General features: G+C 55.8%; 18 protein-coding genes and 1 pseudogene. 11 read left to right on the forward strand and 8 right to left on the reverse strand.

Annotated features, from left to right (window positions below; genetic code table 11):
* Nucleotides 1-353 precede the first annotated feature (353 nt).
* Nucleotides 354-500: pseudogene (locus IQ241_RS20630) on the reverse strand (nucleotidyltransferase domain-containing protein); the annotation flags it as partial.
* 165 nt (nucleotides 501-665) lie between these two features.
* On the reverse strand, nucleotides 666-2,558 hold the full coding sequence (locus tag IQ241_RS20635; RefSeq protein ID WP_193910864.1) for an ABC transporter ATP-binding protein: 1,893 nt from the start codon (nucleotides 2,556-2,558) through the stop codon (nucleotides 666-668).
* 93 nt (nucleotides 2,559-2,651) lie between these two features.
* On the opposite strand from IQ241_RS20635, the gene IQ241_RS20640 reads away from it, so the two are divergent.
* The 3 genes from IQ241_RS20640 to IQ241_RS20650 all read left to right on the forward strand — a co-directional run bounded on the left by IQ241_RS20640 (nucleotide 2,652) and on the right by IQ241_RS20650 (nucleotide 5,905).
* Nucleotides 2,652-3,704, forward strand: coding sequence for a hemolysin family protein (locus IQ241_RS20640; RefSeq protein WP_193910866.1), 1,053 nt, complete (start codon nucleotides 2,652-2,654; stop codon nucleotides 3,702-3,704).
* A gap of 105 nt (nucleotides 3,705-3,809) precedes the next feature.
* A complete protein-coding gene (psaD, locus tag IQ241_RS20645) occupies nucleotides 3,810-4,238 on the forward strand; it encodes a photosystem I reaction center subunit II PsaD (protein ID WP_193910868.1) in 429 nt (142 codons plus the stop codon).
* Nucleotides 4,239-4,375: 137 nt separating this feature from the next.
* Nucleotides 4,376-5,905, forward strand: coding sequence for an anthranilate synthase component I family protein (locus tag IQ241_RS20650; protein WP_193910870.1), 1,530 nt, complete (start codon nucleotides 4,376-4,378; stop codon nucleotides 5,903-5,905).
* Nucleotides 5,906-5,920: 15 nt separating this feature from the next.
* Here the strand turns inward: IQ241_RS20650 and IQ241_RS20655 are convergent, their stop codons facing one another.
* Complete coding sequence (locus IQ241_RS20655) at nucleotides 5,921-7,096, reverse strand: hypothetical protein (protein WP_193910872.1); 1,176 nt, start codon at nucleotides 7,094-7,096, stop codon at nucleotides 5,921-5,923.
* Nucleotides 7,097-7,357: 261 nt separating this feature from the next.
* Here IQ241_RS20655 and gntT point away from each other — a divergent pair, with 261 nt between their 5' ends.
* The 6 genes from gntT (at nucleotide 7,358) to IQ241_RS20685 (ending at nucleotide 18,036) form a co-directional block, all read left to right on the forward strand.
* Entirely contained in the window at nucleotides 7,358-8,737 is a 1,380-nt protein-coding gene (gene gntT, locus IQ241_RS20660; RefSeq protein WP_228021921.1) for a guanitoxin biosynthesis MATE family efflux transporter GntT, read from the forward strand.
* A gap of 44 nt (nucleotides 8,738-8,781) precedes the next feature.
* Complete coding sequence (gene phnE / locus IQ241_RS20665; protein ID WP_193910874.1) at nucleotides 8,782-9,609, forward strand: phosphonate ABC transporter, permease protein PhnE; 828 nt, start codon at nucleotides 8,782-8,784, stop codon at nucleotides 9,607-9,609.
* Between the two features lie 24 nt (nucleotides 9,610-9,633).
* Nucleotides 9,634-9,999 (forward strand): sulfite exporter TauE/SafE family protein, encoded by a 366-nt coding sequence (locus IQ241_RS20670; protein ID WP_193910876.1) that lies wholly within the window; start codon nucleotides 9,634-9,636, stop codon nucleotides 9,997-9,999.
* A gap of 127 nt (nucleotides 10,000-10,126) precedes the next feature.
* Nucleotides 10,127-10,438: a hypothetical protein gene (locus IQ241_RS20675; protein ID WP_193910878.1), complete on the forward strand. Its 312-nt coding sequence runs from the start codon at nucleotides 10,127-10,129 to the stop codon at nucleotides 10,436-10,438.
* A gap of 554 nt (nucleotides 10,439-10,992) precedes the next feature.
* Entirely contained in the window at nucleotides 10,993-11,352 is a 360-nt protein-coding gene (locus IQ241_RS20680) for a PPC domain-containing protein (RefSeq protein WP_193910880.1), read from the forward strand.
* A gap of 381 nt (nucleotides 11,353-11,733) precedes the next feature.
* Nucleotides 11,734-18,036, forward strand: a complete 6,303-nt coding sequence (locus IQ241_RS20685) for an ATP-binding sensor histidine kinase (protein WP_193910882.1) — start codon at nucleotides 11,734-11,736, stop codon at nucleotides 18,034-18,036.
* A 12-nt stretch (nucleotides 18,037-18,048) separates the two neighbouring features.
* Here the strand turns inward: IQ241_RS20685 and bchD are convergent, their stop codons facing one another.
* From bchD to IQ241_RS20700, 3 genes are all read right to left on the reverse strand, one after another.
* A complete protein-coding gene (gene bchD / locus IQ241_RS20690) occupies nucleotides 18,049-20,064 on the reverse strand; it encodes a magnesium chelatase ATPase subunit D (RefSeq protein ID WP_193910884.1) in 2,016 nt (671 codons plus the stop codon).
* Between the two features lie 6 nt (nucleotides 20,065-20,070).
* On the reverse strand, nucleotides 20,071-20,418 hold the full coding sequence (locus IQ241_RS20695; protein ID WP_193910886.1) for a carbon dioxide-concentrating mechanism protein CcmK: 348 nt from the start codon (nucleotides 20,416-20,418) through the stop codon (nucleotides 20,071-20,073).
* Between the two features lie 141 nt (nucleotides 20,419-20,559).
* Nucleotides 20,560-20,871, reverse strand: a complete 312-nt coding sequence (locus IQ241_RS20700) for a carbon dioxide-concentrating mechanism protein CcmK (RefSeq protein WP_193910888.1) — start codon at nucleotides 20,869-20,871, stop codon at nucleotides 20,560-20,562.
* 224 nt (nucleotides 20,872-21,095) lie between these two features.
* On the opposite strand from IQ241_RS20700, the gene IQ241_RS20705 reads away from it, so the two are divergent.
* A complete protein-coding gene (locus IQ241_RS20705) occupies nucleotides 21,096-21,356 on the forward strand; it encodes an AbrB/MazE/SpoVT family DNA-binding domain-containing protein (RefSeq protein ID WP_193910890.1) in 261 nt (86 codons plus the stop codon).
* Complete coding sequence (locus IQ241_RS26725) at nucleotides 21,344-21,673, forward strand: type II toxin-antitoxin system PemK/MazF family toxin (RefSeq protein WP_193910891.1); 330 nt, start codon at nucleotides 21,344-21,346, stop codon at nucleotides 21,671-21,673. The genes IQ241_RS20705 and IQ241_RS26725 overlap by 13 nt, the downstream gene beginning before the upstream one ends.
* A 23-nt stretch (nucleotides 21,674-21,696) precedes the next feature.
* On the opposite strand, the gene IQ241_RS20715 is transcribed toward IQ241_RS26725, so the two are convergent.
* Nucleotides 21,697-22,284, reverse strand: a complete 588-nt coding sequence (locus IQ241_RS20715) for a hypothetical protein (RefSeq protein ID WP_193910893.1) — start codon at nucleotides 22,282-22,284, stop codon at nucleotides 21,697-21,699.
* A gap of 64 nt (nucleotides 22,285-22,348) precedes the next feature.
* Nucleotides 22,349-23,281: a nucleoside hydrolase gene (locus IQ241_RS20720; protein ID WP_193910895.1), complete on the reverse strand. Its 933-nt coding sequence runs from the start codon at nucleotides 23,279-23,281 to the stop codon at nucleotides 22,349-22,351.
* Between the last annotated feature and the right edge of the window lie 90 nt (nucleotides 23,282-23,371).

Consider the following 23,371-nt stretch of genomic DNA (forward strand, 5'->3'; position numbering starts at 1 on the left):
TGAGCGCATTCAAGTGACGGGGGCACGCTGGAAGCCTGAACGGGTGCCGCAGATCCTGGCGCTTCGCTGCGCCTATCTCAATGGCGACCTGGACTCTTTTTCTCTCGTTGAAGTATGACGCGCTCCCACCATCAGGTCCGGTGCTAGTTCTGCAAACCCTTGAGGGCTAAGCCGCAGCCGTTCCGCTCGCACAAAGGATACATCTGGCGCTCGGGTATCCGAGTTTGGCAGCACAAGTCCGGCCCCAGCCCCCCGGCACCCGACCGATCTGACGCGGCCTTGTCCAGTTCCGTAGCTGAGCCCCAAACTCGAACGCCACTTCATCCGATTCATAACCCGAGAGGCTCATGACGATGATATCTCCATATTGCGTCAACGTCGCTATCGAGTCGGAAGTCATCACGCGGAACGGAACCGAACAAGGCAAATTCGGTGACTTGCCACTTGTGGCAAAATTCAGTAATTTTTTCTATCGGTGGTTCGATCGCAGGAATCGTCATGTCATTTCTACATCAAGGCTTCTAGCTGCTGGCTTATCTAAGTGGTCGCCGTTGCTTCATCGGTTTCGATGCCCGTTTTACCCCTATTTTAGTCGTGACATATGCTTGGACTTAAACTGTCCGAAATTAGTGCATATTCATCTCTAAGATCAGGACTATTAGTAGCTAACTGGCGATCGCGCGGGTCGCCTGCAGTTCCCGAATCCGCTCCAGGCTGCCGATGGGGATGGCTGAAATCAGGCGCTTGGTGTAGTCCTCTTGGGGCTGCTGGTAAACCCGGTCGGCGGGGCCAATTTCTTCGACCTTGCCGTCATTCATCACCATAATGCGATCGCTCATGAACTTGACTACGCTGAGGTCGTGGGAAATGAAGATATAGGTGAGGTCAAACTCGGCCTGGAGCTCCTTCAGCAGGTTGAGCACCTGGGCCTGCACTGAAACATCCAGCGCTGAGACCGACTCGTCGCAGATGATGAACTTAGGGTTGAGCGCCAGCGCCCGGGCAATACAGACCCGCTGCCGCTGGCCGCCCGAAAACTCGTGGGGAAAGCGGTTAATGCAGTGGGGGTCGAGGTCTACCCGCTCCAGCAGATACTGAATTCGCTCCTTCAGGTTTTTGCGGCTGCGGATGACGCCATGGATCTTGAGCGGTTCGGCAATGGCCGCGCCGATGCTCATGCGCGGGTTCAGCGAGCTGAAGGGATCCTGAAAAATAATCTGCATTTCGCGGCGCAGCTGCCGCAGCCGACTGCCCTTGTAATGGCTCAGGTCCTGCCCGTCAAACAGCACCCGCCCACCCATGCAGGGTACCAGCTTCAGCAGCGCCCGCCCCAGGGTGGTCTTGCCGCAGCCCGATTCGCCCACCAGGCCAAAGGTTTCACCCTTGTATACCTGAAAGGACACACCGTTCACCGCCATCACGTAGCGCTGGGTCTGGCCAAAGACGCCGCGTACCGGATAGCCTACTTTAAAATCCTCAACCGTCAGCAGCGCCCCGGTTTGCTCCAGCTTTTCTAACCGGGCCTGGGTCTCCGCCGGGCTGACTTCTAGAACGGCGGGCAGCGGCTCGGCGGGCGTAGGGCGGTCTTGCAAAATGGTTTCGCCATTAGCATCCTGAGTCACCTGCATATAGTCAGAGACGGTAGGCAGCTGGCGCAGTCGCTCCTGAGTTTGGGGCCGACAGGCCAGCAGTCCTTTGGTGTACGGATGCTGGGGCTGGGCAAAAATGTCGTACACCGAACCGGTCTCAACGATCTTGCCGCCGTACATCACCGCCACCTGGTCGGCAATTTCGGCAATGATCCCCAAATCGTGGGTAATGAAAATCATCGACATGCCGCGGCGATCGCGCAGCTCCCGCAGCAGATTCAGAATGGTTGCCTGCACCGTCACGTCCAGAGAAGTCGTCGGCTCGTCAGCAATCAGCAGAGAGGGGTTGGAAGAAATTGCCATAGCGATCATCAGCCGCTGGATCTGGCCGCCCGAGAGCTGGTGCGGATAGCGGTCTAAAATCGCCTGCTGTCGCTGCGCCATCTCGCGTTTGAGGGAAGCGTCATCAGACGTATTCAGCTCTGCCTTCAGCGTTTCATACAGGGACGCATCGCTGGGCAGCAGCTTCACCTCCTGGAGCTGGGCAATCGCCTGCTGCCGCGCCTGCTCTTGGGAAATATCCTGGTGCTGGCGGATGGCCTCGGTCAGCTGAAAGCCGCAGGTGTAGACCGGATTGAGCGAGCTCATCGGCTCCTGAAAGATCATCGCCACCTGGCCGCCGCGGTAGCCCTGGAGCTGTCGGGGGGAGAGCGATCGCAAATTCACCCGCTCCGCCGCATCCGCCGGTTGAAACCAGATCTCGCCCCGGGTCACTTTGCCTGGAGGGCTCGGCACCAGCCCCATCACCGCCAGCGAAGTCACCGACTTTCCCGACCCCGACTCGCCCACAATTCCCAGCGTCTGGCCGCGTTTGACCTGAGCTGAAATCCCATCCACGGCTTGAATTACACCGCTGTCGGTCTCAAACTGAACGGCCAGATCGCGAATATCTAAAATGATTTCACTCATAGGGTCGAGGAAAAGGTCAGAGCAGAACTACAGTTGAGTTAGCAAGGATCATAGCAATATGCCATCCTTCGCCGTATCTTTAACCCCTCTATCATGCTTCAACTCGCGATCGCGGTGCTCATTGTCATCATCGGCTCGGCTATTTGCTCCGGCAGCGAAACCGCCCTGCTGTCGATTCCCATTCTCAAAGCCCGGCAGATCGCCCAGAGCCGCCAGCCCGCCGCCGTCGCCCTGCTAGCGATTCGCCAGCACGTCACCCGGCCGATCGCGACCATCGTCATTCTGAATAATATTTTCAACATCGTAGGCAGTATTATCATCGGTCGAATTGCCGCTTCTGTCTTTGGCGATACGCTCCTGGGCGTGTTTTCAGCAGCGCTCACCTTTTTGATTATTCTCTTTGCCGAAATTTTACCCAAGACGGTGGGAGAACGCTACGCCGAACGGATTGGGCTGATTGTAGCGCTGCCGGTCAGAGCCGCCACCTGGGCTTTTTTCCCCTTGATTTGGGTCCTAGAAAAAATTACCGCGCCGCTGACCAAAGGCGGCAAACGGCCCGTTACGAACGAAACTGAGATTAAGCTGCTGGCTATGCTGGGCTACCAAGAGGGCCTGATCGAAGACGACGAAGCCGAAATGATCCAAAAGGTCTTTCGCCTCAACGACCTGACCGCCGCTAATATCATGACGCCGCGCGTCGCCATTACCTACGTCGCCGGTGCAGACAGCCTCCAGACCGCTCTCGAAGACATTATCAACTCTCAGCACACCCGCATTCTGGTGATTGGTGAAGACCTGGACCATGTCACCGGCGTCGCCCTCAAAGCCGAACTGCTGGCCGCGATCGTCCAGGGTAAGAGCGATGCCCCGGTCAACACCCTGATGCGCCAGGTGAGCTATGTCCCTGAAACGGAACGGGCCGACCGTCTGCTTAAAACCTTTCAGACCCGGCGCGAACACCTGATGGTCGTCGTCGATGAATACGGCGGTGTTTCCGGTGTCGTCACACTAGAAGATGTGGTCGAAGTGCTCACCGGTGAAATCGTCGATGAAACCGATCGCAACGTCGATTTGCAGGCCCTAGCCCGACAGCAGCGGAAGCGACTGCTGCAAACCCGCGGCTTTCGCCGCGAGCGGCGGAGCTAGGCCGCCGCTCGCCATAAAGAACTATTACGCTTCCTCACAAACCGGTCAACCTGACCCAGACGCAATGATACGATGCCGACTAACAAGGTTGAGAGATTAGCATCCATGGCAGAAACTCTGACAGGTCAAACTCCTATCTTCGGCGGCAGCACCGGCGGCCTGCTGACCAAAGCTGAAGTCGAAGAAAAATACGCTATCACCTGGACTAGTGAAAAAGAGCAGGTGTTTGAAATGCCGACTGGTGGCGCTGCCATCATGAACGAAGGCGAAAACTTGCTCTATCTGGCTCGCAAAGAGCAATGCCTGGCGCTGGGGAGTCAGCTCCGCCGCAAGTTCAAGCCCAAGATTACCGACTACAAGATCTATCGCGTCTTTCCCAGCGGTGAGACTCAGTACCTGCATCCGGCAGACGGCGTCTTCCCTGAGAAGGTGAACGAAGGCCGCGAGTTCAACGGCAAGATAGATCGTAAGATTGGGGACAATCCCAACCCGGCTACGATTAAGTTCAGCGGCAAGGAACCCTACGAAGTCTAAGCGATAATAGCTCACTTTAAGGGACAGTCTAAAGGCTGTCCCTTATTTGTTTAGGGGCTTTGAGGCTGATTTCCGCCAGCCGCTGCCGGCGATACCCCCAGTTTTTTTGGGGGGTCTGAATTTGAGATTAAACAATCATGACCTGCCCAGACTACGATCAGTTTACTGAGCTTGCGAAACGGGGAAACTTCGTCCCGGTCTACCAGGAATGGGTAGCCGACCTCGATACGCCAGTTTCAGCCTGGTATAAGGTCTGTGCCGGGCAGCCCTATAGCTTTTTGCTAGAGTCGGTTGAGGGGGGCGAAAATCTGGCTCGCTACAGCTTCCTGGGCTGCGACCCGCTGTGGATTTTAGAAACGCGGGGCGATCGCACCGTTCAGACCTTTCGCGATGCTTCCCAACAGGTGCACAGCGGCAATCCCTTTGACACCCTAGCCGACTGTCTAGCCCCCTATCAGCCGGTCCAGCTGCCGCAGCTGCCGCCGGGTATTGGCGGCCTGTTTGGCTTCTGGGGCTATGAGCTGATCCAGTGGATCGAGCCGACGGTGCCGGTCTACCCGCCTGCCGCAACCGACCTGCCCGACGGGCTGTGGATGCAGGTCGATAACCTGCTGATTTTTGACCAGGTCAAGCGCAAGGTCTGGGCGATTGCCTATGCTGATTTGCGCGATCCGGCGGTAGAGCTGCGGGCGGCCTATGGGCGGGCCTGCGATCGCGTTTCTCAACTGGTGCATAAGTTAACGCTGCCCCTATCCGACCAAGAGGCGCGGCTGGAATGGATTTCGCCCGGACAGGAAACCACCCAGCTGGACTATACCAGCAACCGCAGCCGTGAAGAATTTTGCGCCAGCGTCGAGACAGCCAAAGCCCACATTCAGGCGGGCGATATCTTTCAGGTCGTGGTTTCGCAGCGGCTTTCGACCGAGTACAGCGGCGATCCGTTCCAGCTGTACCGCTCGCTGCGGCTGATCAACCCCTCACCCTACATGGCCTATTTCAACTTCCGTGACTGGCAGATTATTGGCTCCAGCCCTGAAGTCATGGTCAAAGCGACCCGCGAAGCCCCCGATACTCCGATGCAGGCGACCCTGCGGCCGATTGCCGGCACCCGCCCCCGAGGAAAAACGGCCAAAGCCGACGCCACCCTAGCTGCTGACCTGCTGCAAGACCCCAAGGAGATCGCCGAGCATGTCATGCTGGTGGATCTGGGCCGCAACGACCTGGGCCGGGTCTGCGCTAGCGGCAGCGTCCAGGTCGATGAGCTGATGGTGATTGAGCACTACTCCCACGTCATGCATATCGTCAGCAACGTGATCGGCGAACTTGCGCCGGGCAAGACGGCCTGGGACTTACTCAAAGCCTGCTTCCCAGCGGGCACCGTCAGCGGCGCACCTAAGATTCGCGCCATGCAAATTATCCATGCCCTCGAACCCTGCCGTCGGGGTCCCTACTCGGGCGTCTATGGCTACTACGACTTTGAAGGTCAGCTTAACAGCGCCATTACGATTCGCACCATGGTGGTCGAAGGCCAGCCCAACGGCAGGCATCGAATTAGCGTCCAGGCTGGGGCTGGGCTGGTGGCCGATTCTATCCCTGAAAATGAATATCAGGAAACGTTGAACAAGGCCCGCGCCATGCTAGAAGCGGTGCGCTGTTTGCAGGGCTAGGACGGTGGCCCTAGCCTAATCGCGCAGTCGCCGGGCCATTTTCTGCACCCAGTCCACCTGCTCGGGATGAATCGCCACCCAGGCCTCGCGATCGCGGCGAATTTGCTCAATGTGCGGCTCTACCGTCTCCGGGGTAAGCAACACGCCAAAATCGTCGGGCACCGTTTCAGCTTCGTAGTCGAGGATGCGGTTGAGTACTAGGTCACCGACCGGATGGAGGTAGTGGGCACTCTCTAGATAGTTATCGGTGATCTGATCGACCGCCTCAGAGGTGATGCTGTTGTAGCCCGAGAAATCCCAGACAGGCGTAATTTCAGCAATTTCGCGTTTCCAAGTCTCATAGTCAGACCACAGGCCAGAGGCGCGAATCGCCTCCAGCTGAACCGCATGCACCGGAGAGATAAAGACCTGAATCTCAATGTCATGCTGCTGGCCTAGGGCGATAATTTGTCTCAGATCGTCCAGACCCGATTCTGAAAGCTCATACCTGCGATAGCTCCACTCGAGATAGTTGCGCAGGTTGGTTTGAAATCGTTTAAGCATAGACTGCTCAGCAGGCAGCTTCCGCTTCAGCACTCCGCCCTCGATGTAGTAGTTTTGAGTATCGCCGGGCGCGACCCGGGGGTCACTCGCATCTTCCAAACTGGCGATGAAGGTCTGCAAACTCGACTGGGTTGCATCTAGAGAGAGCGCTGCGCTGACGGATTCGTCTACGGGTAGACGGGTTTTTTCTAGGCGCGAATCGCTAAAGTCTGTGGTCGGCTGCTGCCAATGGTCGTTGAACATGGCAAAATCTAGCCCAACGATCGCTCGCTCCATGTCGGGCTGGTTGGCAATGGCGTGCTCTAGATAGCGTCTGGCTTCGTAGATGTTGGAACTGGGTAGGCCCAGATTGTAGACCGGTCGGCCGTCTGCCAGCGCTGGATGGTTGGGATCTAACCCAATTTCTGCTCTGGAATTTCCCAAAAAGACCGTCTTCGGCTGAATTCGGACCACGTCCGCTGCCTTAAACATCCTGGCGCGGTCGGTCTTTTCAGGCTTACTGTGGTTAACCCCGGTAACCTCTGGGCTGCTCAAAACCCCATAGGGATCGATAAAAATGTTGAATGCGCCAATCGATAGCAGCCCCGGAATACCAAGCCCGAGAAACACTAAGTTGAAGCGGCGGTAGGTTCCCTTGACGTGATTCATAGCAGTTAAAAAGGTTAGCTGTGCGCATCTAGGTACTGCCTACAGGATAGGCTAGGATTTTTCTGACGGGGGCAGATGAAGGGCGCGCTCGCGTTTCTTTCAATTAACCGGCTGGTTTATGAAGAAACGAGGGCCGCTGTGGGGTCAAACTATAGTCTAGAGGCCGTGACTTCCAGGGGGCTGTGACTCATTGCGGGAGTGAATTTTCCAATCGCTATAGCGCCTATGCTACCTTGACGAAGCGGCTCTGCTTAAGAAACCATGCTGACCTTATCAGATAGCCTGCGCCAGCGCTTTCTACGGCTGGCATTGGTAAATGTGCTCTCAAATCTGATGGTGCCGCTGGCGGGGCTGGTCGATTCGGCTTTTTTGGGTCACCTGGTCGAAATTCGCCATCTGGCTGGGGTGGCGCTGGCTACCGCGCTGTTTAACTACCTCTACCGGCCCTGCAATTTTTTGCGCATGGGGACAACCGGGCCGACGGCTCAGGCTGAAGCCAGCGGAGACTCTGCGGCGGTAATTTTAATTTTGCTGCGGAATGGGTTGATTGCGATCGCGCTTGGCACCCTGATCCTTCTCCTCCAGTCGCCGCTGCGGCAGCTCGGATTCACCCTGCTCAGGGCCGACCCCAGCGTCATGGCCGCCGGGCAGACCTACTACAGCGCTCGGATCTGGGATGCTCCGGCGACGCTGCTCAACTTTGTCCTGATTGGCTGGCTGCTGGGCCGCGAACGCAGCGGTCAGGTGCTGCTGCTGTCGGCCCTGAGTAACGGGGCCAACATTCTGCTGGACTATTGGCTAATCGTCCGCTGGGGCTGGGAAAGCTTCGGCGCCGGGGTGGCGACCGCCGCCAGCCAGTATCTGATGCTGCTGGTCGGACTTATTTTGATTGTCAGCGAGACGCCGCTGGCCCAATGGCGCTCGGCCCGCCACCTGTTCGACTGGACGGCTCTGAGCGCTACCTTTCGCTTGAACGCCAATATCTGGGTGCGCAGCCTGGTGTTTATCTCGGTATACGCCTTCTTTACCAGCCTTAGCGCCTCTCTGGGAACTGTTCCCCTGGCGACCAATGCGCTGCTGCTCCAAGTGATGATCCTGGCGATTTACTTCATCGACGGTCTGGCCTTTGCCACCGAGAGCCTGACCGGCAGCCTGCAAGGCGCCGGCACTCTGACTCAGCTAAAGCCGCTTCTCAAGCTTTCGAGCGGCATCGGCCTAGCCCTAGGGCTGGGCTTTGCTATACTATTTGCGCTGGCACCCGAACCGCTGTTTGGCCTACTGACGAACCACGGTGAAATCATCGAGCAGGTCGAACGCTACGTGTTCTGGCTGCTACCCATTTTAGGGTTTGGCTCGTTGGCCTTCGTGCTAGACGGATACTTTCTAGGTCTGACGGCAGGCGAAATCTTACGCAACAGCATGATTTTGGCGGCGATTGTTGGGTTTGGGCCGCTTGCGATCGCCAGCTGGCAGCTGGGCACCAACCAGCTCCTCTGGTCCGCCATGGCCGCCTTCATGACCGTCCGAGTCGCCGCCCTAGCCAGTCAGGTTCCCAAAACCCTAGTCGCAGAAGCCATCCCCCAACCAGACCAATCTCCTACCCCAGCCGCCGCTGAGCCCACCCCAGACCCCCAAGCCTAAACCCATCACGTTTCACTCTTCCCTCTCTACCTTCTACCCCACACATGTCTCCCAAACCTACCCTAGAGCACTCCACCCCTTCGCCCCGCGTCCAGGACGTTCTAGGTCAGGAAAAGCCGCGGATCACGCCGCTGCGGATCGGCTATCTGCTCGCCACCGTTGCGATTCTGATCTACGCCGCCCGCGTCAGCGACATCGACCTGATTGAGCTGTTTGAGGGCGGCAGCAACATGAGCGAATACATTGGTCGCTACTTTCCGCCAGACTTCAGCGACTGGCGCTTTTACCTCCAGGACATTGTCGAGACCGTGGGCATGGGCATCTGGGGTACGCTGCTGGCGGCGATTGTGGCAGTACCGCTTTCGATCCTGGCCTCTGAGAACCTGTGCCCGGTGTGGCTAGTGCAGCCGACCCGACGGATTATGGACGCTATGCGGGCGATTAACGAGATCGTGTTTGCGCTCGTCTTCGTTGTAGCGGTCGGGCTAGGGCCGTTTGCTGGGGTGCTAGCGCTGTTCGTTCATACGACAGGCACCCTGGGCAAGCTCTTTTCTGAAGCGATTGAAAATATTGAAGTCGGCCCGATTGAAGGGGTACGGGCGACCGGCGCTAGCAAGGTGCAGGAAATTCTCTTTGGGGTGATCCCCCAGGTGCTGCCGCTGTGGATTTCCTATACGCTCTATCGGTTTGAAGCCAACGTCCGCTCAGCGTCTGTGCTGGGCATCGTCGGCGCTGGGGGAATTGGGGTTTCGCTCTATCAGAGCTTTCGCTCCTTTAACTACGGCAAAGTCTGCGCAATTCTAATTATCCTGATTGTGGCGGTTTCGGTCATCGATACGATTTCTTCTAAGCTCCGAAGTCAGTTTATCTAGGTCTGCAACCCTTACAATACTGGCATGCTCGAAACCATCATTTGCCTGTCTCTGGGTTTGGCAGTCGGGAGCATCAGCGGCCTAATTGGCATCGGCGGCGGTGTTTTAGTCACCCCTGCCCTGATTTATCTACTGGGCTACTCCCAACATCAGGCCCAGGGAACGACCCTGGCGCTGCTCGTACCCCCCATCGGTATCCTTGGAGCCTGGACCTACTATCAGCGCGGCTATGTCGATGTGCGCGTTGCCGCTTTAATCTGCTTAGGGTTTGTGCTGGGCGGGCTTTTAGGAGCGAAAATCGCGATCGCGGTCCCCGCCACCTTACTCAGACGCAGCTTTGGCACATCGCTACTGCTGGTAGGGCTGCGAATGATTTTTTCATCGGATTAATGGCTGAGATCTTGGGCTAAAGTCGGTTTCCAAAATCTGTAGCGGTATAGAGGCCAAAATAGCCTGTTCGAGCAATAATCACGAATGGTGACTCACCTCACCGGATGACGCAATCTTTTAATCCAACATGGCCAACGAATCTATCTCCAATAGCAGCCCCCGCGAAATTGCTCTCAAAGGCGCGATCGCGCTGGCCCAGGATCCTAAAACCCATCCTCAGGCCAACGAGCAGTTTGAGCAGCTCTGCGCTTCGCTAGAATCCGAAAATGCTGAAATCGCTGGCCTCCTCAAGCAGCTCTGGCAGGAATACGTCTCGCTCCAGCGCTCCGCCAGCTTCTGGGAAGGCATGAGCGACGCCGAGAAGGAGCTGTCTGAGAAAATGGCTGAAAAGAATATTCAGCTCAAGCAAAACTACCTGCGACTCATGCAGGAGCAGTAGAGAGAAAGGAACTAAATGGTACCCTTGCGGCTGCCATTCAAAACCCTAGGGGTTTCCGACCGCGCGGACAATCTGAAGCATGCAAGCTCCTTTGAGCATCGCCTATGCGGCTGGCCTGTGCTCAACTGGTCAGGTTAGCCGCTGCGGTCTTTTGCGAGCATAGCGGTGAAGATACGAGGCATCCCTATGCTTAAACGAGCAGATGGCAGCGCTGAATCTGGCGGGGCAAAAGATTTGTCCGTAGTGGATCATACTCACTTAAAAGCGATAAAAATCATCAGAACAATTACTTATTTTTTTGCATCAATATTCCGAGCATCTAAACATCTACACTAGCAAGTCAGACTAAAAAATTAAAATTTATTGAGGATGGTTAGACCCTGAGCTAACAGGGAAATATATATAAACGGTCGAAGACATCGATGAAATCTTTGGTGACTTCGATTCCTCTTTAGAAGGATGGCTGGCTTGCATAGGGGGTAACGCGGGTGCTGAAAAACTTCATCCGTCAGCCTCACAAAAAATATCGGTATCAATTACGAATCTGAGAAAATATGAAAACCCGTTTGTTGGCGCTTCTAGGATTAGCGTTAGGACTGTCTGCCGTGTTTATATCGCAAGTCAGCTCTCAAGGATTGCTAGCCGGCAAAAGTAACTGCAAGTCTTACAGTAAAGATCTGCATGGGGGCCGTGATTTCTCGTTTGCGCTAAACAAAGGTCAAACGCTGACCGTCCAAGGAAGCGGCACCGACTATACAATTGATCGCTATCTGGTCGGACCTAACAGCACTATCGAAGGCCATGCCAGCAGCTCGTATGGTCAAAAATATAGCATTCCAGCAACAGGGAAATATTATATCCATATCAAAAGTGACGCGCCCTCAAATTCATTTGATTTCTGTATAGATTCCTGAAAGCGACTTCAGCACATGGCTCAGCGCGTCTCACCCGCAGCTATCATCAGGTCAATCAGGCCGTTAACCATGCGATCGCGCGCTAAAGTCACAATATGGAAGACGGGCGACTATCTAAGCCGCCCGAGTGAGCCGAGACTAGGAAGAATCGCGCGGTATGAAGGCGACGCGAATAGGCATTGCAGCTTTAAAAATAGGCGGGAGTGGCGGTTGCATTCTTCATCCACAAGTACAATCCTATTCAGAGTCCTGGCTGCAAGTTTGCCCATGATATTCGTGAGTATAGACATCAGACGGGATTGGAGCAGGCAGTAAAGACGAAGCGCTTTGGGGGAACTCTAGTAGCAGCATCTGTCCGTTGAACCTAAATTTCCCGAAGCGATGACTCTTTCAGCAAACATCGACTCCAATCTGCCCCAGATTCCGGGCTATTCTGGTTTGGAGCAGCTCTATTGGGGTTCTCGAACAGCGGTCTACCGGGCCGTCCAAACGGCTCAGCAGCGCCGGGTCGTGATCAAGCTGCTGCGGCAGGACTATCCGAGCTTTAGCGAGCTGGTGCAGTTTCGCAATCAGTATACGATTACCAAAAATCTGGATATTCCGGGCATTGTCCGGCCCCTGAGCCTGGAGCCCTACGGCAATGGCTATGCCCTGGTCACAGAAGACTTGGGCAGCATTTCCTTAGCACAGTATGCCCGGGCAAACCCGCTGAGCTTGCCGGAGGTATTCGCGATCGCGATCCAGCTGGCAGACATTCTGCACGACCTCGGCCAGCATCACGTGGTGCACAAAGACATCAAGCCCGCCAATATTCTGATTCAACCTGAGACCGGTCGGGTGCTGCTGAATGACTTCTCCATTGCCTCGCTGCTGCCAAAGGAAACTCAGGAGGTTCAAAATCCCGGTGGCCTGGAGGGGACGCTGGCCTACCTGGCCCCGGAGCAAACCGGGCGGATGAACCGGAGAATTGACTATCGGGCCGATTTTTACGCCCTGGGCGTCACCCTCTATCAGTTACTGACCGGGCAACTGCCCTTCCAGACAGACGATCCGCTGGAACTGGTGCACTGCCATATGGCCCAAGCACCGATGCCGCCGGATCAGATTAATCCAGCGATTCCCCCCATGGCCTCAGCGATTGTCCTCAAGCTGATGGCGAAAAACGCCGAAAATCGCTACCAGAGCGCCCTGGGCCTGAAGCACGATCTGGAGCAATGCCTTAGTCAGTGGCAGACGGCCGGCGCGATACGTGCTTCGCACAAGCAAGCGATCGCGGATTTTGAACTGGGGCAGCGGGACCTGAGCGATCGCTTCATGATTCCTGAAAAGCTCTACGGCCGGGAAGCCGAAGTGCAGACCCTGCTAGCAGCCTTTGACCGGGCCGCCCAGGGCAGCGCCGAAGTCATGCTAGTGGCCGGGTTCTCGGGGATTGGTAAAACCGCCGTCGTGAATGAGGTCCACAAGCCGATTACGCGCCAGCAGGGCTATTTCATCAAGGGTAAATTCGACCAGTTCAACCGCAATATTCCTTTCAGCGCTTTTGTCCAGGCCTTGCGGGATCTGCTGGCCCAGCTGCTGGCAGAATCTGACGCCCGGCTAACCGAATGGCGCGCCCAGCTGCAGGCAGCCGTAGGCGAAAATGGCCAGGTTTTGATCGAGGTGATTCCAGAGCTAGAGCGCTTGATTGGTCCGCAGCCTCCCGCGCCGGCGCTGTCGGGCAGTGCTGCCCAGCATCGATTTAACCTGCTGTTTCAGAAGTTTATTGCCGTATTCACGACGCCAGCGCATCCCCTCGTAATGTTTCTGGATGACCTTCAGTGGGCTGATCCAGCTTCGCTCCAGCTGCTCCGCTTGCTGCTGGAGGATAGCGGCTATCTGCTGTTGCTGGGGGCCTATCGAGATAATGAGGTGTCACCGGCCCACCCGTTTATGCTGGCAGTAGAGGACCTAAAGCTGGCCGGAGCGACGGTGGAGACGCTGCCCCTGGCGCCGTTGGCTTTTGAAGATACCAATCGGCTACTAGCGGATGCGCTGCACTGCTCGATGGCGCGATCGCGCCCGCTGACGGAGTTAGTTCACCGCAAGACCCAGGGCAATCCCTTCTTCACGACCCAGTTCCTCAAAACGCTCCATGAAGACGGCTACATCGCCTTCAATCGCGCTCAGGGCTACTGGGAATGCGATATGGCCCAGGTGAACGCGATGTCGCTGACGGGAGACGTTGTAGAGCTGATGGCGCAGCAGCTGCAAAAGCTGCCCGATGCAGCCCAGCAGGCAGTCCAACTGGCGGCCTGCATCGGCAACCAGTTCGACTTAGCAACTTTAGCGATCGTCTCCGAACAGTCTCAAAGTGCAACGGCAACGGCCCTGTGGAGCGCTTTGCAAGAGGGGCTGCTGCTGACAACCAGCCAGACTTACAAATTTTTTCAGGCTGAAGCCGTTCCAGCGGACAGTGACGATGCGGCTGAGCTAACCTACCGCTTTCTGCATGACCAGGTGCAGCAGGTGGCCTATTCGCTGATTCCTGACGGCCAGAAACAGTCCACTCATCTCAAAATCGGCCAGCAGCTCCTAAACCATCTATCCGAGCAGGAGCGCTACGAAAGGCTGTTTGACATTGTCAATCACCTAAACTTAGGCCAATCCCTCCTGTCCAGCTCGGAGCAGCGCTATCAGCTGGCCCGGCTCAACCTCACCGCCGGGAAAAGAGCCAAGGAAGCAGGGGCCTATCCTTCTGCCGCGGTCTATCTCAATGCGGGGCTAGCGCAGCTATTGCCCGAAGACTGGCAGGGCCAGTATGCGCTGACCCTATCTCTCTACCAAGAAGCGGCTGAGACGGCCTGTCTGAATGGAGAATTTGACCGAGTTGAAGCCCTAGCCCGGATCGGACTGGAGCATACCTCGGAACTGCTGGATCAGGTCAAAATTCATGAGATTAGGATTCAAGCCTATGCTGCCCAGAGCCTCCAGCAGCAGGCTATCGATACGGCTTTACAATTTCTGGCTCAGCTAGGCATCTCCTTTTCTCCACAGCAGCAGGCTGAAATTCGGCAGCAGAGCACTGCGCTAATCGACAGCCTGATGGCCTCCTCAGGAGAATCTCTAGTCGCCCACGGGCCAATGACCAACCCTGACCAGCTGGCGGCGATGCGGCTCATATCCAGTGCGGCCAGCGCGGCCTATCAGGCCAATCCTGACCTGTTCGTCTCGCTGGTTTTGAAGAAAGTACTGCTGTCTTTTAAACATGGCTGTGCCCCTTCTTCCGCCTTTTCCTATGCAGATTACGGCGTCACCCTGTGCGGCATATCCGGTGAGATTGAACAGGGCTATCAGTTTGGGCAGCTGGCTTTGCGGCTGCTGGCTGAATCCTCCCAACAGGAATTAGAAGCCAGCACTCGCTTCATTGTGAGTGCAAACATACGCCATTGGAAAGAACCGCTGAGAGAGACGCTGGCAGCTCTGAAGCAGGCCTATCTGCAAGGGTTGGAAACCGGAGAGCTGCGCTTTGCCTGCCTGGCGGCTAATTTCTACTGCTACTATGCCTACTTGAGCGGGATACATCTGCCGCAGGTCGAAAAGGAATTTTCGGTCTATAGCCCATTAATTGCAAAAATACAGCAGAAAAATATATCCAACCACCAAACCATCTTTCATCGCGCCGTTCTCTTTTTAATGGGCGAGTTAATGGGCGAGCAAGGCCTAGAGGCCTATGCCAGCGATTTAGAATCTACGGTTCAAACCTGCCTCGCAACGGGCGATCGCACCGCAGTTTTCTATTACTATCTAAATCAGCTCATTCTCTTCTACATTTTTGGCGCGCCTGAATCGGCCCTACAGGCGGCTAACTTAGCTCAGCCCTATCAGAACGGGGTGACCGCAAAATATGTCGTACCGCTGTTCACGTTTTATCAGGCGCTGGCTCAGGCGGCAGTTTGCTCTGGGACAGACGCAGCTGAACCACAGCTAGCAGCCATTCAGACGGGACGAACCAAGCTACAGCGCTGGGCTGAGCATTCTCCGTCGAATTACCGGCATAAGTTGAGCCTGATCGAAGCTGAGTATTTTAGACTTGTCGGGCAGCGGGCCGAGGCGATTGAAGCCTACGACCGCGCCATTGCCGCAGCGAACGCCAGCGCTTTTATCCAGGAAGAGGCTCTGGCCAATGAGCTAGCGGCCAAATTTTACCTGGACTGGGACAAGGAGAAAGTAGCCGCAGGCTACCTGCAAGAAGCCTACTATGGCTATGCTCGCTGGGGTGCTAGGGCCAAAACCGATGAGCTCGCAAGCCGCTATCCCAAACTTCTGCGACCGATCCTAGAGCCGGCAGCGCAGTCTCCCAATCTGCTGGTAGAAAGCCTGTCCTATATTGCTAGCCCCCATCTCTCGATCCATTCCTCAGTCACCGCCAATCGTTCATCTTCGACTGACGCCAATACGGCTCTAGATATCTCCGCCGTACTCAGGGCGGCTCAGCTCTTTTCTAGTACAATCCAGCTGGATCAGCTCTTACGCCAGCTCACCCAGATTATTCTACAAAACTCTGGCGGCGATCGCTGTGCCATCATTATGCCCAATCTCGAAGGTATCTGGCAGGTCGAAGCGATGGCAACGCCTGAGACCGTCGAGGTGTACTCAGAATGCCTCGAGGGCAACGCTAATCTGCCTGTGAAGCTGATTCAGTATGTCAAAAATTTCAAGGAAGTGGTGGTAGTTGACGATCTCAGCACCGACCTGCCGGTGATTGATGCCTATCTCAGCGAGTTCCAGCCCCAAAGCCTGCTCTGTCTGCCCATTCTCAATCAGGGCCAGCTGATTGGAACGCTATATGTAGAGAATCGGTCGGCAAGCGGCGTTTTTAACCGCGATCGCATCCTCATCCTCAATTTTCTCTGTACCCAGGCGGCCATTTCCCTAGAAAACGCCCGACTTTTCGCCCAGGAACAAAGGAAGTCTCACCAGCTAGAACAGTCTCAGCAGCGCTTGAAGCTGCTGATTCAACAGTCTCCTGTGGCAATTATGGAGTGGAATACCGATTTCGAAATTCAATCCTGGAACCCAGCTGCAGAGAGAGTATTTGGCTATCGAGCAGAGGAAGTTTTGGGACAGCATTTCCGCTGCATTGTACCGGAAGAATATCATGCCTATGTAGATGGCATTGCTTCTGAGATATTGACCCAGCGGGGAGGAGCCCATGCGATCAATGAAAATGTGCGTAAAGATAGACGGCGGATTGTTTGCGAGTGGTTTAATGGACCAATGTTTACTCCAGGAGGAGAAATTTCCGGCGGCGTTTCAATGGTATCGGACATCAGCGCTCGTAAAGCGGCTGAAGCTGAAGTTCAGCAAAAATCTCAAGAACTAGAACATGCCTTGCAGGAAATTGACCAATCTCAACAGCTGCTTAGAAAAATCATTGATACGATTCCACAGGTTGTTTTCTGGAAAGACCGAGATTCAACTTATGTGGGATGTAACCAGAATTTTGCTACTATGGCAGGCATCATTTCTCCTGACGATATTGCTGGCAAAACAGACTATGACTTACCATGGAGTCGGGAAGAGTCCGATTCGTTTCGAGAATATGATCGCCAGGTGATGGAATCCAAACAAGCTGAATTACACATTGTTGAGACGCAACAGCAGCTTGATGGGACAACGCTCTGGCTGGATACCAGCAAAATCCCGCTATGCGATGAGAATGGTGAAGTCTACGGGATTTTAGGCAGCTACGAAGATATCAGCGAGCGTAAACGGACTGAGGAAACAATTCTGCAAAAGTCACAGGAACTAGAGCAAACTTTGGCAGAGTTGCAGAAGACCCAACTGCAGATGGTGCAGAATGAAAAAATGGCTTCTCTAGGCAACCTGGTCGCCGGTATCGCCCATGAAATCAATAATCCGATCGGCTTTCTCAACGGCAGTATTACTAATGCCCAGGACTATGTGCGAGATCTGCTGACCCAGCTCAGCCTCTACCAACAGCACCATCCCAGCTCAGCGGCAGCGGTGCAGGACAATGCCGAAGATATTGATCTAGAATTTCTCAGCGCAGACTTCCCCAAGCTTCTTCAGTCTATGGAAAGGGCTACCGAGCGCATTATCTCAATCAGCAACAGTCTCCGCACCTTCTCTCGAGCAGACACTGAATACAAGGTCAGTGCCGATTTACACGAAGGGCTCGACAGCACGCTGCTGATTCTCAAATATCGGATTAAGGCCAACGATCAGCGCCCGGCAATTGAGATCATTCGAGACTATGGCGAGCTGCTGCCGATCGAATGCTTCCCCGGTCAGCTCAACCAGGTATTTATGAATATCTTGGCTAACGCAATCGATCTGTTTGATGAAGCGGCTCAGCAAGGTTCCTGGGATGAGCTAGAGGCCAATCCTCAGACAATCACTATCCAAACCGCCGTGCTGACTGAGCAAAACTGGGTCGAAATTTGCATTCGCGACAACGGTCGGGGAATGACGGAAGCGGTAAGAACGAGAATCTTTGATCACCTGTTTACGACCAAGGAGGTCGGTAAGGGCACCGGGCTGGGACTGGCGATCGCGCGGCAGATCGTTGTCGAAACCCACAGTGGCAGCATTGACGTACAGTCTGAGTTAGGTCAAGGCACCGCGTTCTACATCCGCATCCCAATCTCGACCGAGGACAGGACGATGGCTAACTACGTCTAGGTAGTGACCAGCCTAGACGGCTTTTAAGGCCCCTCGGGCCATTGCCGCGATCGCGCTATCCGTCGCCTTAGGAAGTTGGTAATATTTGCCTCCAGCCGTCTGAGCTAGCTCGCGGCCAAACCCGGTTGAGACAAACTTGCGTTCGGTGTCGATGATTAATAGCTGGTAGCCGGTAGCTCGAATCCGGGCGGCGATTTCGAGCAGCTCGGTCTTGATATCGGGCTTGTCTTCGGGGTCTTCTTCACCTAGCGATCGCGCCAGGGGAATATTGCCGCGACCGTCGGTGATGGCAACAATCACCACGTTGCCAATGTCGCCCGACTGCTGCGCGTTTGTGCCGACTCGCACCGCCTGGGTCAGCCCGTGGGCCAGGGGCGAGCCGCCGCCGCAGGGCATCCGCTCCAGGCGGCGGCGGGCGGCGGTGATCGAGCGGGTGGGCGGCAGCAGGACTTCGGCCTGTTCGCCTCGGAAGGGAATTAGGGCAACCTGATCGCGATTTTGGTAGGCGTCGGTGAGCAGGCTGAGCACCGCTCCCTTGGCCGACTGCATGCGGTTCAGCGCCATCGAGCCCGAGGCATCGACGACAAAGATGATCAGCGACCCGGCCTTGCGAGCCAGCCGCTTAGCGCGAATATCTCCCGATTCAACGATTACTCGACGCTCGGGCTGACGCGCTCGGCGTGCCTTCTGATAGGGCGCTGCTGCTCGCAGAGTGGCATCGACCGCAATCCGACTAGCGGTACCAGTGGGAATAAACGGCTTAATGTAGCGCCCCCGCTGGTCTGAGAAAATCACGTTTTGCTTACCCGACTTGCCCTGACGGCTGACGGACTGGGCAAACAGCAGCAGCGATGGATCCAGGACGATGCCTTCTGGGTCGAAGATAAACTCCTCCGGCAGGCTCGGCGGCGTTTCCGGCTCGTCTGGTTCGGTGTCCTCGTCGTCCTGGTCTTCGGTCTCTTCGTCGGAATCGGGTTCGTCCGGCTCGTCCTGATTTTGCGGTGGCGGCGGTGGCGGCGGTGGCGGCTCCTCCGGCGGGGTGGGCGACGAGCGAGGAATGATCACTAGCTCTACGGCTCGCCGCAGGTCGTCGGCGCTGACGGCGGTGCGACCATCGAGGGCGGCACTGGCCTTGGCAACGCGGACGGCAAACAGCTCGGCCCGGTGGCCCTGAACGCCGCCGCGAACGGCTTCGGTGACTAAATATTCAATCTGGTCATGGGTCAGGACAACGTCCTTCAGCCATTCACGGGCCAGGACAATTTGGGTTTTCAGCGAGTCGATGTCGTCGGCGTATTCGGATAAAAAATCTTCAGGGTTGCTGGCGAAGCGGTTGGCCTGCTCCACGGCGGCGGCGCGGTCTTCCAGAGAGAGGGGCATATCGGCGGAAAGCGCGATCGCGATCCGGTCCAGCAGATGCTCCCGCAGATTGCCCTCTTCCGGATTATAGGTGGCGATCAGCAGCGGCTGGCAGGGATGCTGAAAGCTGATGCCCTCCCGCTCAATCCGGTTTTCACCGGTGGTCAGAGCAGTCAGCAGCAGATTGGAAATCTGGTCGTCGAGCAGGTTAATTTCGTCGATATAGAGCACGCCCCGATGGGCTGCGGCTAAGAGACCTGCCTGAAAAACTGGTTCTCCCGCTTTTATAGACTGAGCCACATCGACCGAGCCCAGCAGCCGATCTTCGGTGACGCCCAGGGGAATTTGGATAAACGGGGCGGGAATTACCTGGGTAGGGAGGGCGGCGATCGCGGTATCAGGCGCAAACCGGGCCAGGGTATCGTCATCCCAGGCGCGCGGATTCGTCGGGTCACAGTTAAATGACCCCTCAATGATTTCAATCGGGGGCAATAGCTGATAAAGGGCTCGGGCCAGGACGGACTTGGCGGTGCCCCGGCGGCCCGCGATCGCGACGCCGCCCAGCCCCGGATCGACCGCCGCCAGCAGCAGCGCCAGCTTAATAGCATCCTGGCCTACCACGGCCATCAGTGGGAAATGAGCAGGCTCTGGCTTAACGAGAACGGGCATGGATACCTATCGATTGTTACGTCCCGGCAAAATCGGAACTTCTACGGCTTCTCGGAATCCTTCGACGCTCTCATCAAACTCGATCGGCAGCACCGCAACCACGTTTTCGTGGGGCCGGGGAATAATCACCCAGGTCTCCAGAACGCCGCCGGGCGCTTTTTGGGCCGCTTCGACACCCGCTGCCATGGCCATCTTGACTTCTGAAACATCGCCGCGAATATTGATGACGAAGCGGGCGCTACCGGCGCGAATGTAGCCCACCAGCGTCACTCGGCCTGCCTTAACCATTGCATCAGCCGCCGCTAAAACGGGCGGAAATCCCTTTGTTTCCAGTGATCCAACGGCCTGTGGCATCTGTGGGCTCCTTTGTACGGATTACGAATGTACGGATTACGAATGGTGGTGAAGTCAGTAGACAGAGGCGGTTCAGACCCCGCCTCCTATTGTATGAGACAAGGGCCGTGCTTAAAAAGCCAGAAACGAAAATTAGCTGGCCTACACCCTAAACGGCATGGAGTCTTCGGTAAAGTCAAGCTCCAGGGTCGTTTCGACGTTTTCAGTCAGGTTAGGCACGATGTAGTGGGCGGTGGCCTCACCATTGAACGGGCAGTCGTTAGCTGCAAGCAGCCCCGCCTCCATCGCCGATTTGACTTCGGCCACCGAGCCCCGAATGACGACGTACTGATGGCCGCTGTCTGCTTGAGCAATCTTGATCAGCGTAACGTGACCCGCCTTGACCATGGCGTCAGCAGCAGCGAGCGAGGCCGGAAATCCATGGGTTTCAATTGTGCCGATAGCAATGGGCATAGATTTTCTGCTGATACTAGATTATTTATTTTATCTAGATTACACCCGATACTGGGTAAATGATGCCAGGGAAATATATGCCCCCACTTCGAGTAGGACGAAACCCAGAGCGACCATGCCTGTCTATATTGTCTATTATCGCTATCGATTTTGCAGACAGCTTGAAAATTGCTTCTCAAGTAAATACAATGTAATTACCTGCTGCTTTTAAGGTTATTACAAGAATGGGGACAGCTATCAGGAGTCAAATCGTTAAAATTGGCAATTCTCAAGGCATCCGTATTCCCAAAATTCTTTTAGAGCAGAGCGGTATTCACACAGAAATTGAAATAGAGGTGCAGGGTAATCAGCTGATTATCCGGACAGCACCTCAGCTCCGAGTTGGCTGGGATGCCGCTTTTGCTGCGATGGCAGAGGAGCAAGATGATGTTCTGCTAGACAAGCTAAATACAACGAACTGGGATCAATCTGAATGGGAGTGGTAGTCGGGCGGTTCGATGTATTTCTGATTAATCTTGACCCTACTGTAGGTCATGAGATTCAAAAGACGAGACCCTGCGTTGTAATTTCGCCAGACGAGATGAATCGCTATATCTCTACTGTTATTGTTGCACCACTGACCACCAGGGGGCGAACATATCCGACTCGTGTCGTCTGTCAGTTCCAGGGTAAGGCGGGCCAAATCGTTCTCGATCAGATTCGTACAGTCGATAAAACTAGATTGCTTAAAAAGCTGGGTCAAATTAGTTCAAGTGAGCAGAGAGAAGTTCTCAGCACCTTAGTTGAGATGTTTGCTGAGTAGTTCTTAGAGATCTGAATGATCGATTACACTTTTATGCCGCTGGGCTCAGCGACGGCGGCGATAATTCGTTCGCAGCCCGACTCGGGATAGGCCCAGGTGTAGTAGCATTCCTTCGGATTGCCCCAGCAGAGAATCAGGTAAAGTTCACTGCGGGTCGCGTCTACCTCGGCCCATTCGGCCTGTTTGATCAGCGTATTGACCCGGGCTAGGCTGACCGGCTCAGGGGGGTTACCGGCTCGCCACAGCCGCAGACCGTCGATTGAGGCCCGCCAAAAGTCAATCACCTCGGTCTTCGCCCCAATCAGCGCCAGCTTATCTTCTGGAATCGCGGTGAGCTGCTGATGGATTTCGGGAAAGCGAATCGTCCGCGACTTGAAACGGCACTCGTGCCAGACGATGCCAGAGACGCTGTGCTCGTTCTGGTATTGGTGAATCTGAGCGCGAAAGTCTTGAAAAGCAAAGACTTTGCTGACCTTGTCCGAGCCTAGCGCCTTGGAGATGACCGGATTATCCAAACGGCGGTCGGTCGAGAGCAGGACTCGTTCTCCCCGCCAGGCGGCTTTGAGTTCCTGATCGAGGATTTCGAGGAGCTGTGCGGTTGTATAGGCCATCGCGCCGCCGGGGTATGGGATTTGCTCTCTATAGTATCAAGAGCTGATTTTTTATTGGTAACGTTTAAAGCTTTGCCAGGCCGTCGATGATCAGCGCATAGACTGACTCGGCATCGAGGGAACGGGTGATTTGGAGGTTGGGCGACTGGCCGCTGACGTTCCACAGGTCTACGACAGTGCGGCCCAGGGTATGGGTGCCCTGGGTTTCGACGGCGACATGGACGGCCTGGGTTGTAAATAGATTGGGCTCTAGCAGGTAGACAATCACGCAGGGGTCGTGCAGCGGTGCGCCGGGCAAGCCGTAGCGCTGGCTGTCGGGCATGCCGTAAAAGGCCAGCATTCCGGCGGCGGCTTGGGCGACGGGTGTGCCAATCTGGCGGATGGTTTCCAGCCGGGCGGGCGTGGTCAGGAGCTGGTGGGTCGTGTCCAGGGGAATCAGCGTAATCGGCGCTCCAGCGTCAAAGACGACCTGAGCGGCATGGGGGTCCACATAGAGGTTGAACTCTGCCGACGAGGTGACGTTGCCCTGGGTAACCGCACCACCCATAATCACGATTTCGGCGATGTTTTGGATGATTTCTGGATGTTTGATCAACGCGATCGCAATATTCGTCATCGGCCCCAGCACGGCTAACGTAATCGGCTGCTCCGCCTGCATCAGCTGCTCGACCAGAAAATCGACGCCGTGCTGGGGCTGGAGCGGCATCGTCGGCTCGGGCAGGGCCGCGCCCTGGAGGCCCGTCGCGCCGTGGACATCGGCGGCGGTATGGAGCGATCGCAGCAGCGGTCGAGGGCAGCCCGCGTACACTTTGACCTCGGTGCGCCCGGCCAGCTCGCAGATTTTGCGAGCGTTGCTCTGGGTCAGGTCGAGGGGGACGTTACCGGCAACGGTAGTGATGCCGAGCAGGTTTAGGCGGTCGGGGACGGCGAGGGTGAGGAGGATTGCGATCGCGTCGTCTACCCCCGGGTCGCAGTCAATGATCAGCGATCGCGCCATGGCATTACAACTCGAGTACTAGAATCAAAACTAGCGTAAGAATGGGCTAGCGTAGGAATAGCTCCCCAAAATCTCACCGGATACACCGGA

Source organism: Vasconcelosia minhoensis LEGE 07310 (assembly GCF_015207255.1).
GTDB lineage: Bacteria > Cyanobacteriota > Cyanobacteriia > Phormidesmidales > Phormidesmidaceae > Vasconcelosia > Vasconcelosia minhoensis.

Excerpts from the sequence above, each read along its gene's own strand:
- IQ241_RS26725 (WP_193910891.1), top strand. The coding sequence starts at position 21,344 with ATGGGAGTGGTAGTCGGGCGGTTCGATGTATTTCTGATTAATCTTGAC.
- IQ241_RS20700 (WP_193910888.1), bottom strand. The coding sequence starts at position 20,871 with ATGCCCATTGCTATCGGCACAATTGAAACCCATGGATTTCCGGCCTCG.
- IQ241_RS20715 (WP_193910893.1), bottom strand. The coding sequence starts at position 22,284 with ATGGCCTATACAACCGCACAGCTCCTCGAAATCCTCGATCAGGAACTC.
- IQ241_RS20640 (WP_193910866.1), top strand. The coding sequence starts at position 2,652 with ATGCTTCAACTCGCGATCGCGGTGCTCATTGTCATCATCGGCTCGGCT.
- IQ241_RS20685 (WP_193910882.1), top strand. The coding sequence starts at position 11,734 with ATGACTCTTTCAGCAAACATCGACTCCAATCTGCCCCAGATTCCGGGC.
- IQ241_RS20705 (WP_193910890.1), top strand. The coding sequence starts at position 21,096 with ATGGGGACAGCTATCAGGAGTCAAATCGTTAAAATTGGCAATTCTCAA.
- IQ241_RS20650 (WP_193910870.1), top strand. The coding sequence starts at position 4,376 with ATGACCTGCCCAGACTACGATCAGTTTACTGAGCTTGCGAAACGGGGA.
- IQ241_RS20655 (WP_193910872.1), bottom strand. The coding sequence starts at position 7,096 with ATGAATCACGTCAAGGGAACCTACCGCCGCTTCAACTTAGTGTTTCTC.
- bchD (WP_193910884.1), bottom strand. The coding sequence starts at position 20,064 with ATGCCCGTTCTCGTTAAGCCAGAGCCTGCTCATTTCCCACTGATGGCC.
- gntT (WP_228021921.1), top strand. The coding sequence starts at position 7,358 with ATGCTGACCTTATCAGATAGCCTGCGCCAGCGCTTTCTACGGCTGGCA.
- IQ241_RS20675 (WP_193910878.1), top strand. The coding sequence starts at position 10,127 with ATGGCCAACGAATCTATCTCCAATAGCAGCCCCCGCGAAATTGCTCTC.
- IQ241_RS20670 (WP_193910876.1), top strand. The coding sequence starts at position 9,634 with ATGCTCGAAACCATCATTTGCCTGTCTCTGGGTTTGGCAGTCGGGAGC.
- phnE (WP_193910874.1), top strand. The coding sequence starts at position 8,782 with ATGTCTCCCAAACCTACCCTAGAGCACTCCACCCCTTCGCCCCGCGTC.
- IQ241_RS20695 (WP_193910886.1), bottom strand. The coding sequence starts at position 20,418 with ATGCCACAGGCCGTTGGATCACTGGAAACAAAGGGATTTCCGCCCGTT.
- IQ241_RS20720 (WP_193910895.1), bottom strand. The coding sequence starts at position 23,281 with ATGGCGCGATCGCTGATCATTGACTGCGACCCGGGGGTAGACGACGCG.
- IQ241_RS20680 (WP_193910880.1), top strand. The coding sequence starts at position 10,993 with ATGAAAACCCGTTTGTTGGCGCTTCTAGGATTAGCGTTAGGACTGTCT.
- psaD (WP_193910868.1), top strand. The coding sequence starts at position 3,810 with ATGGCAGAAACTCTGACAGGTCAAACTCCTATCTTCGGCGGCAGCACC.
- IQ241_RS20635 (WP_193910864.1), bottom strand. The coding sequence starts at position 2,558 with ATGAGTGAAATCATTTTAGATATTCGCGATCTGGCCGTTCAGTTTGAG.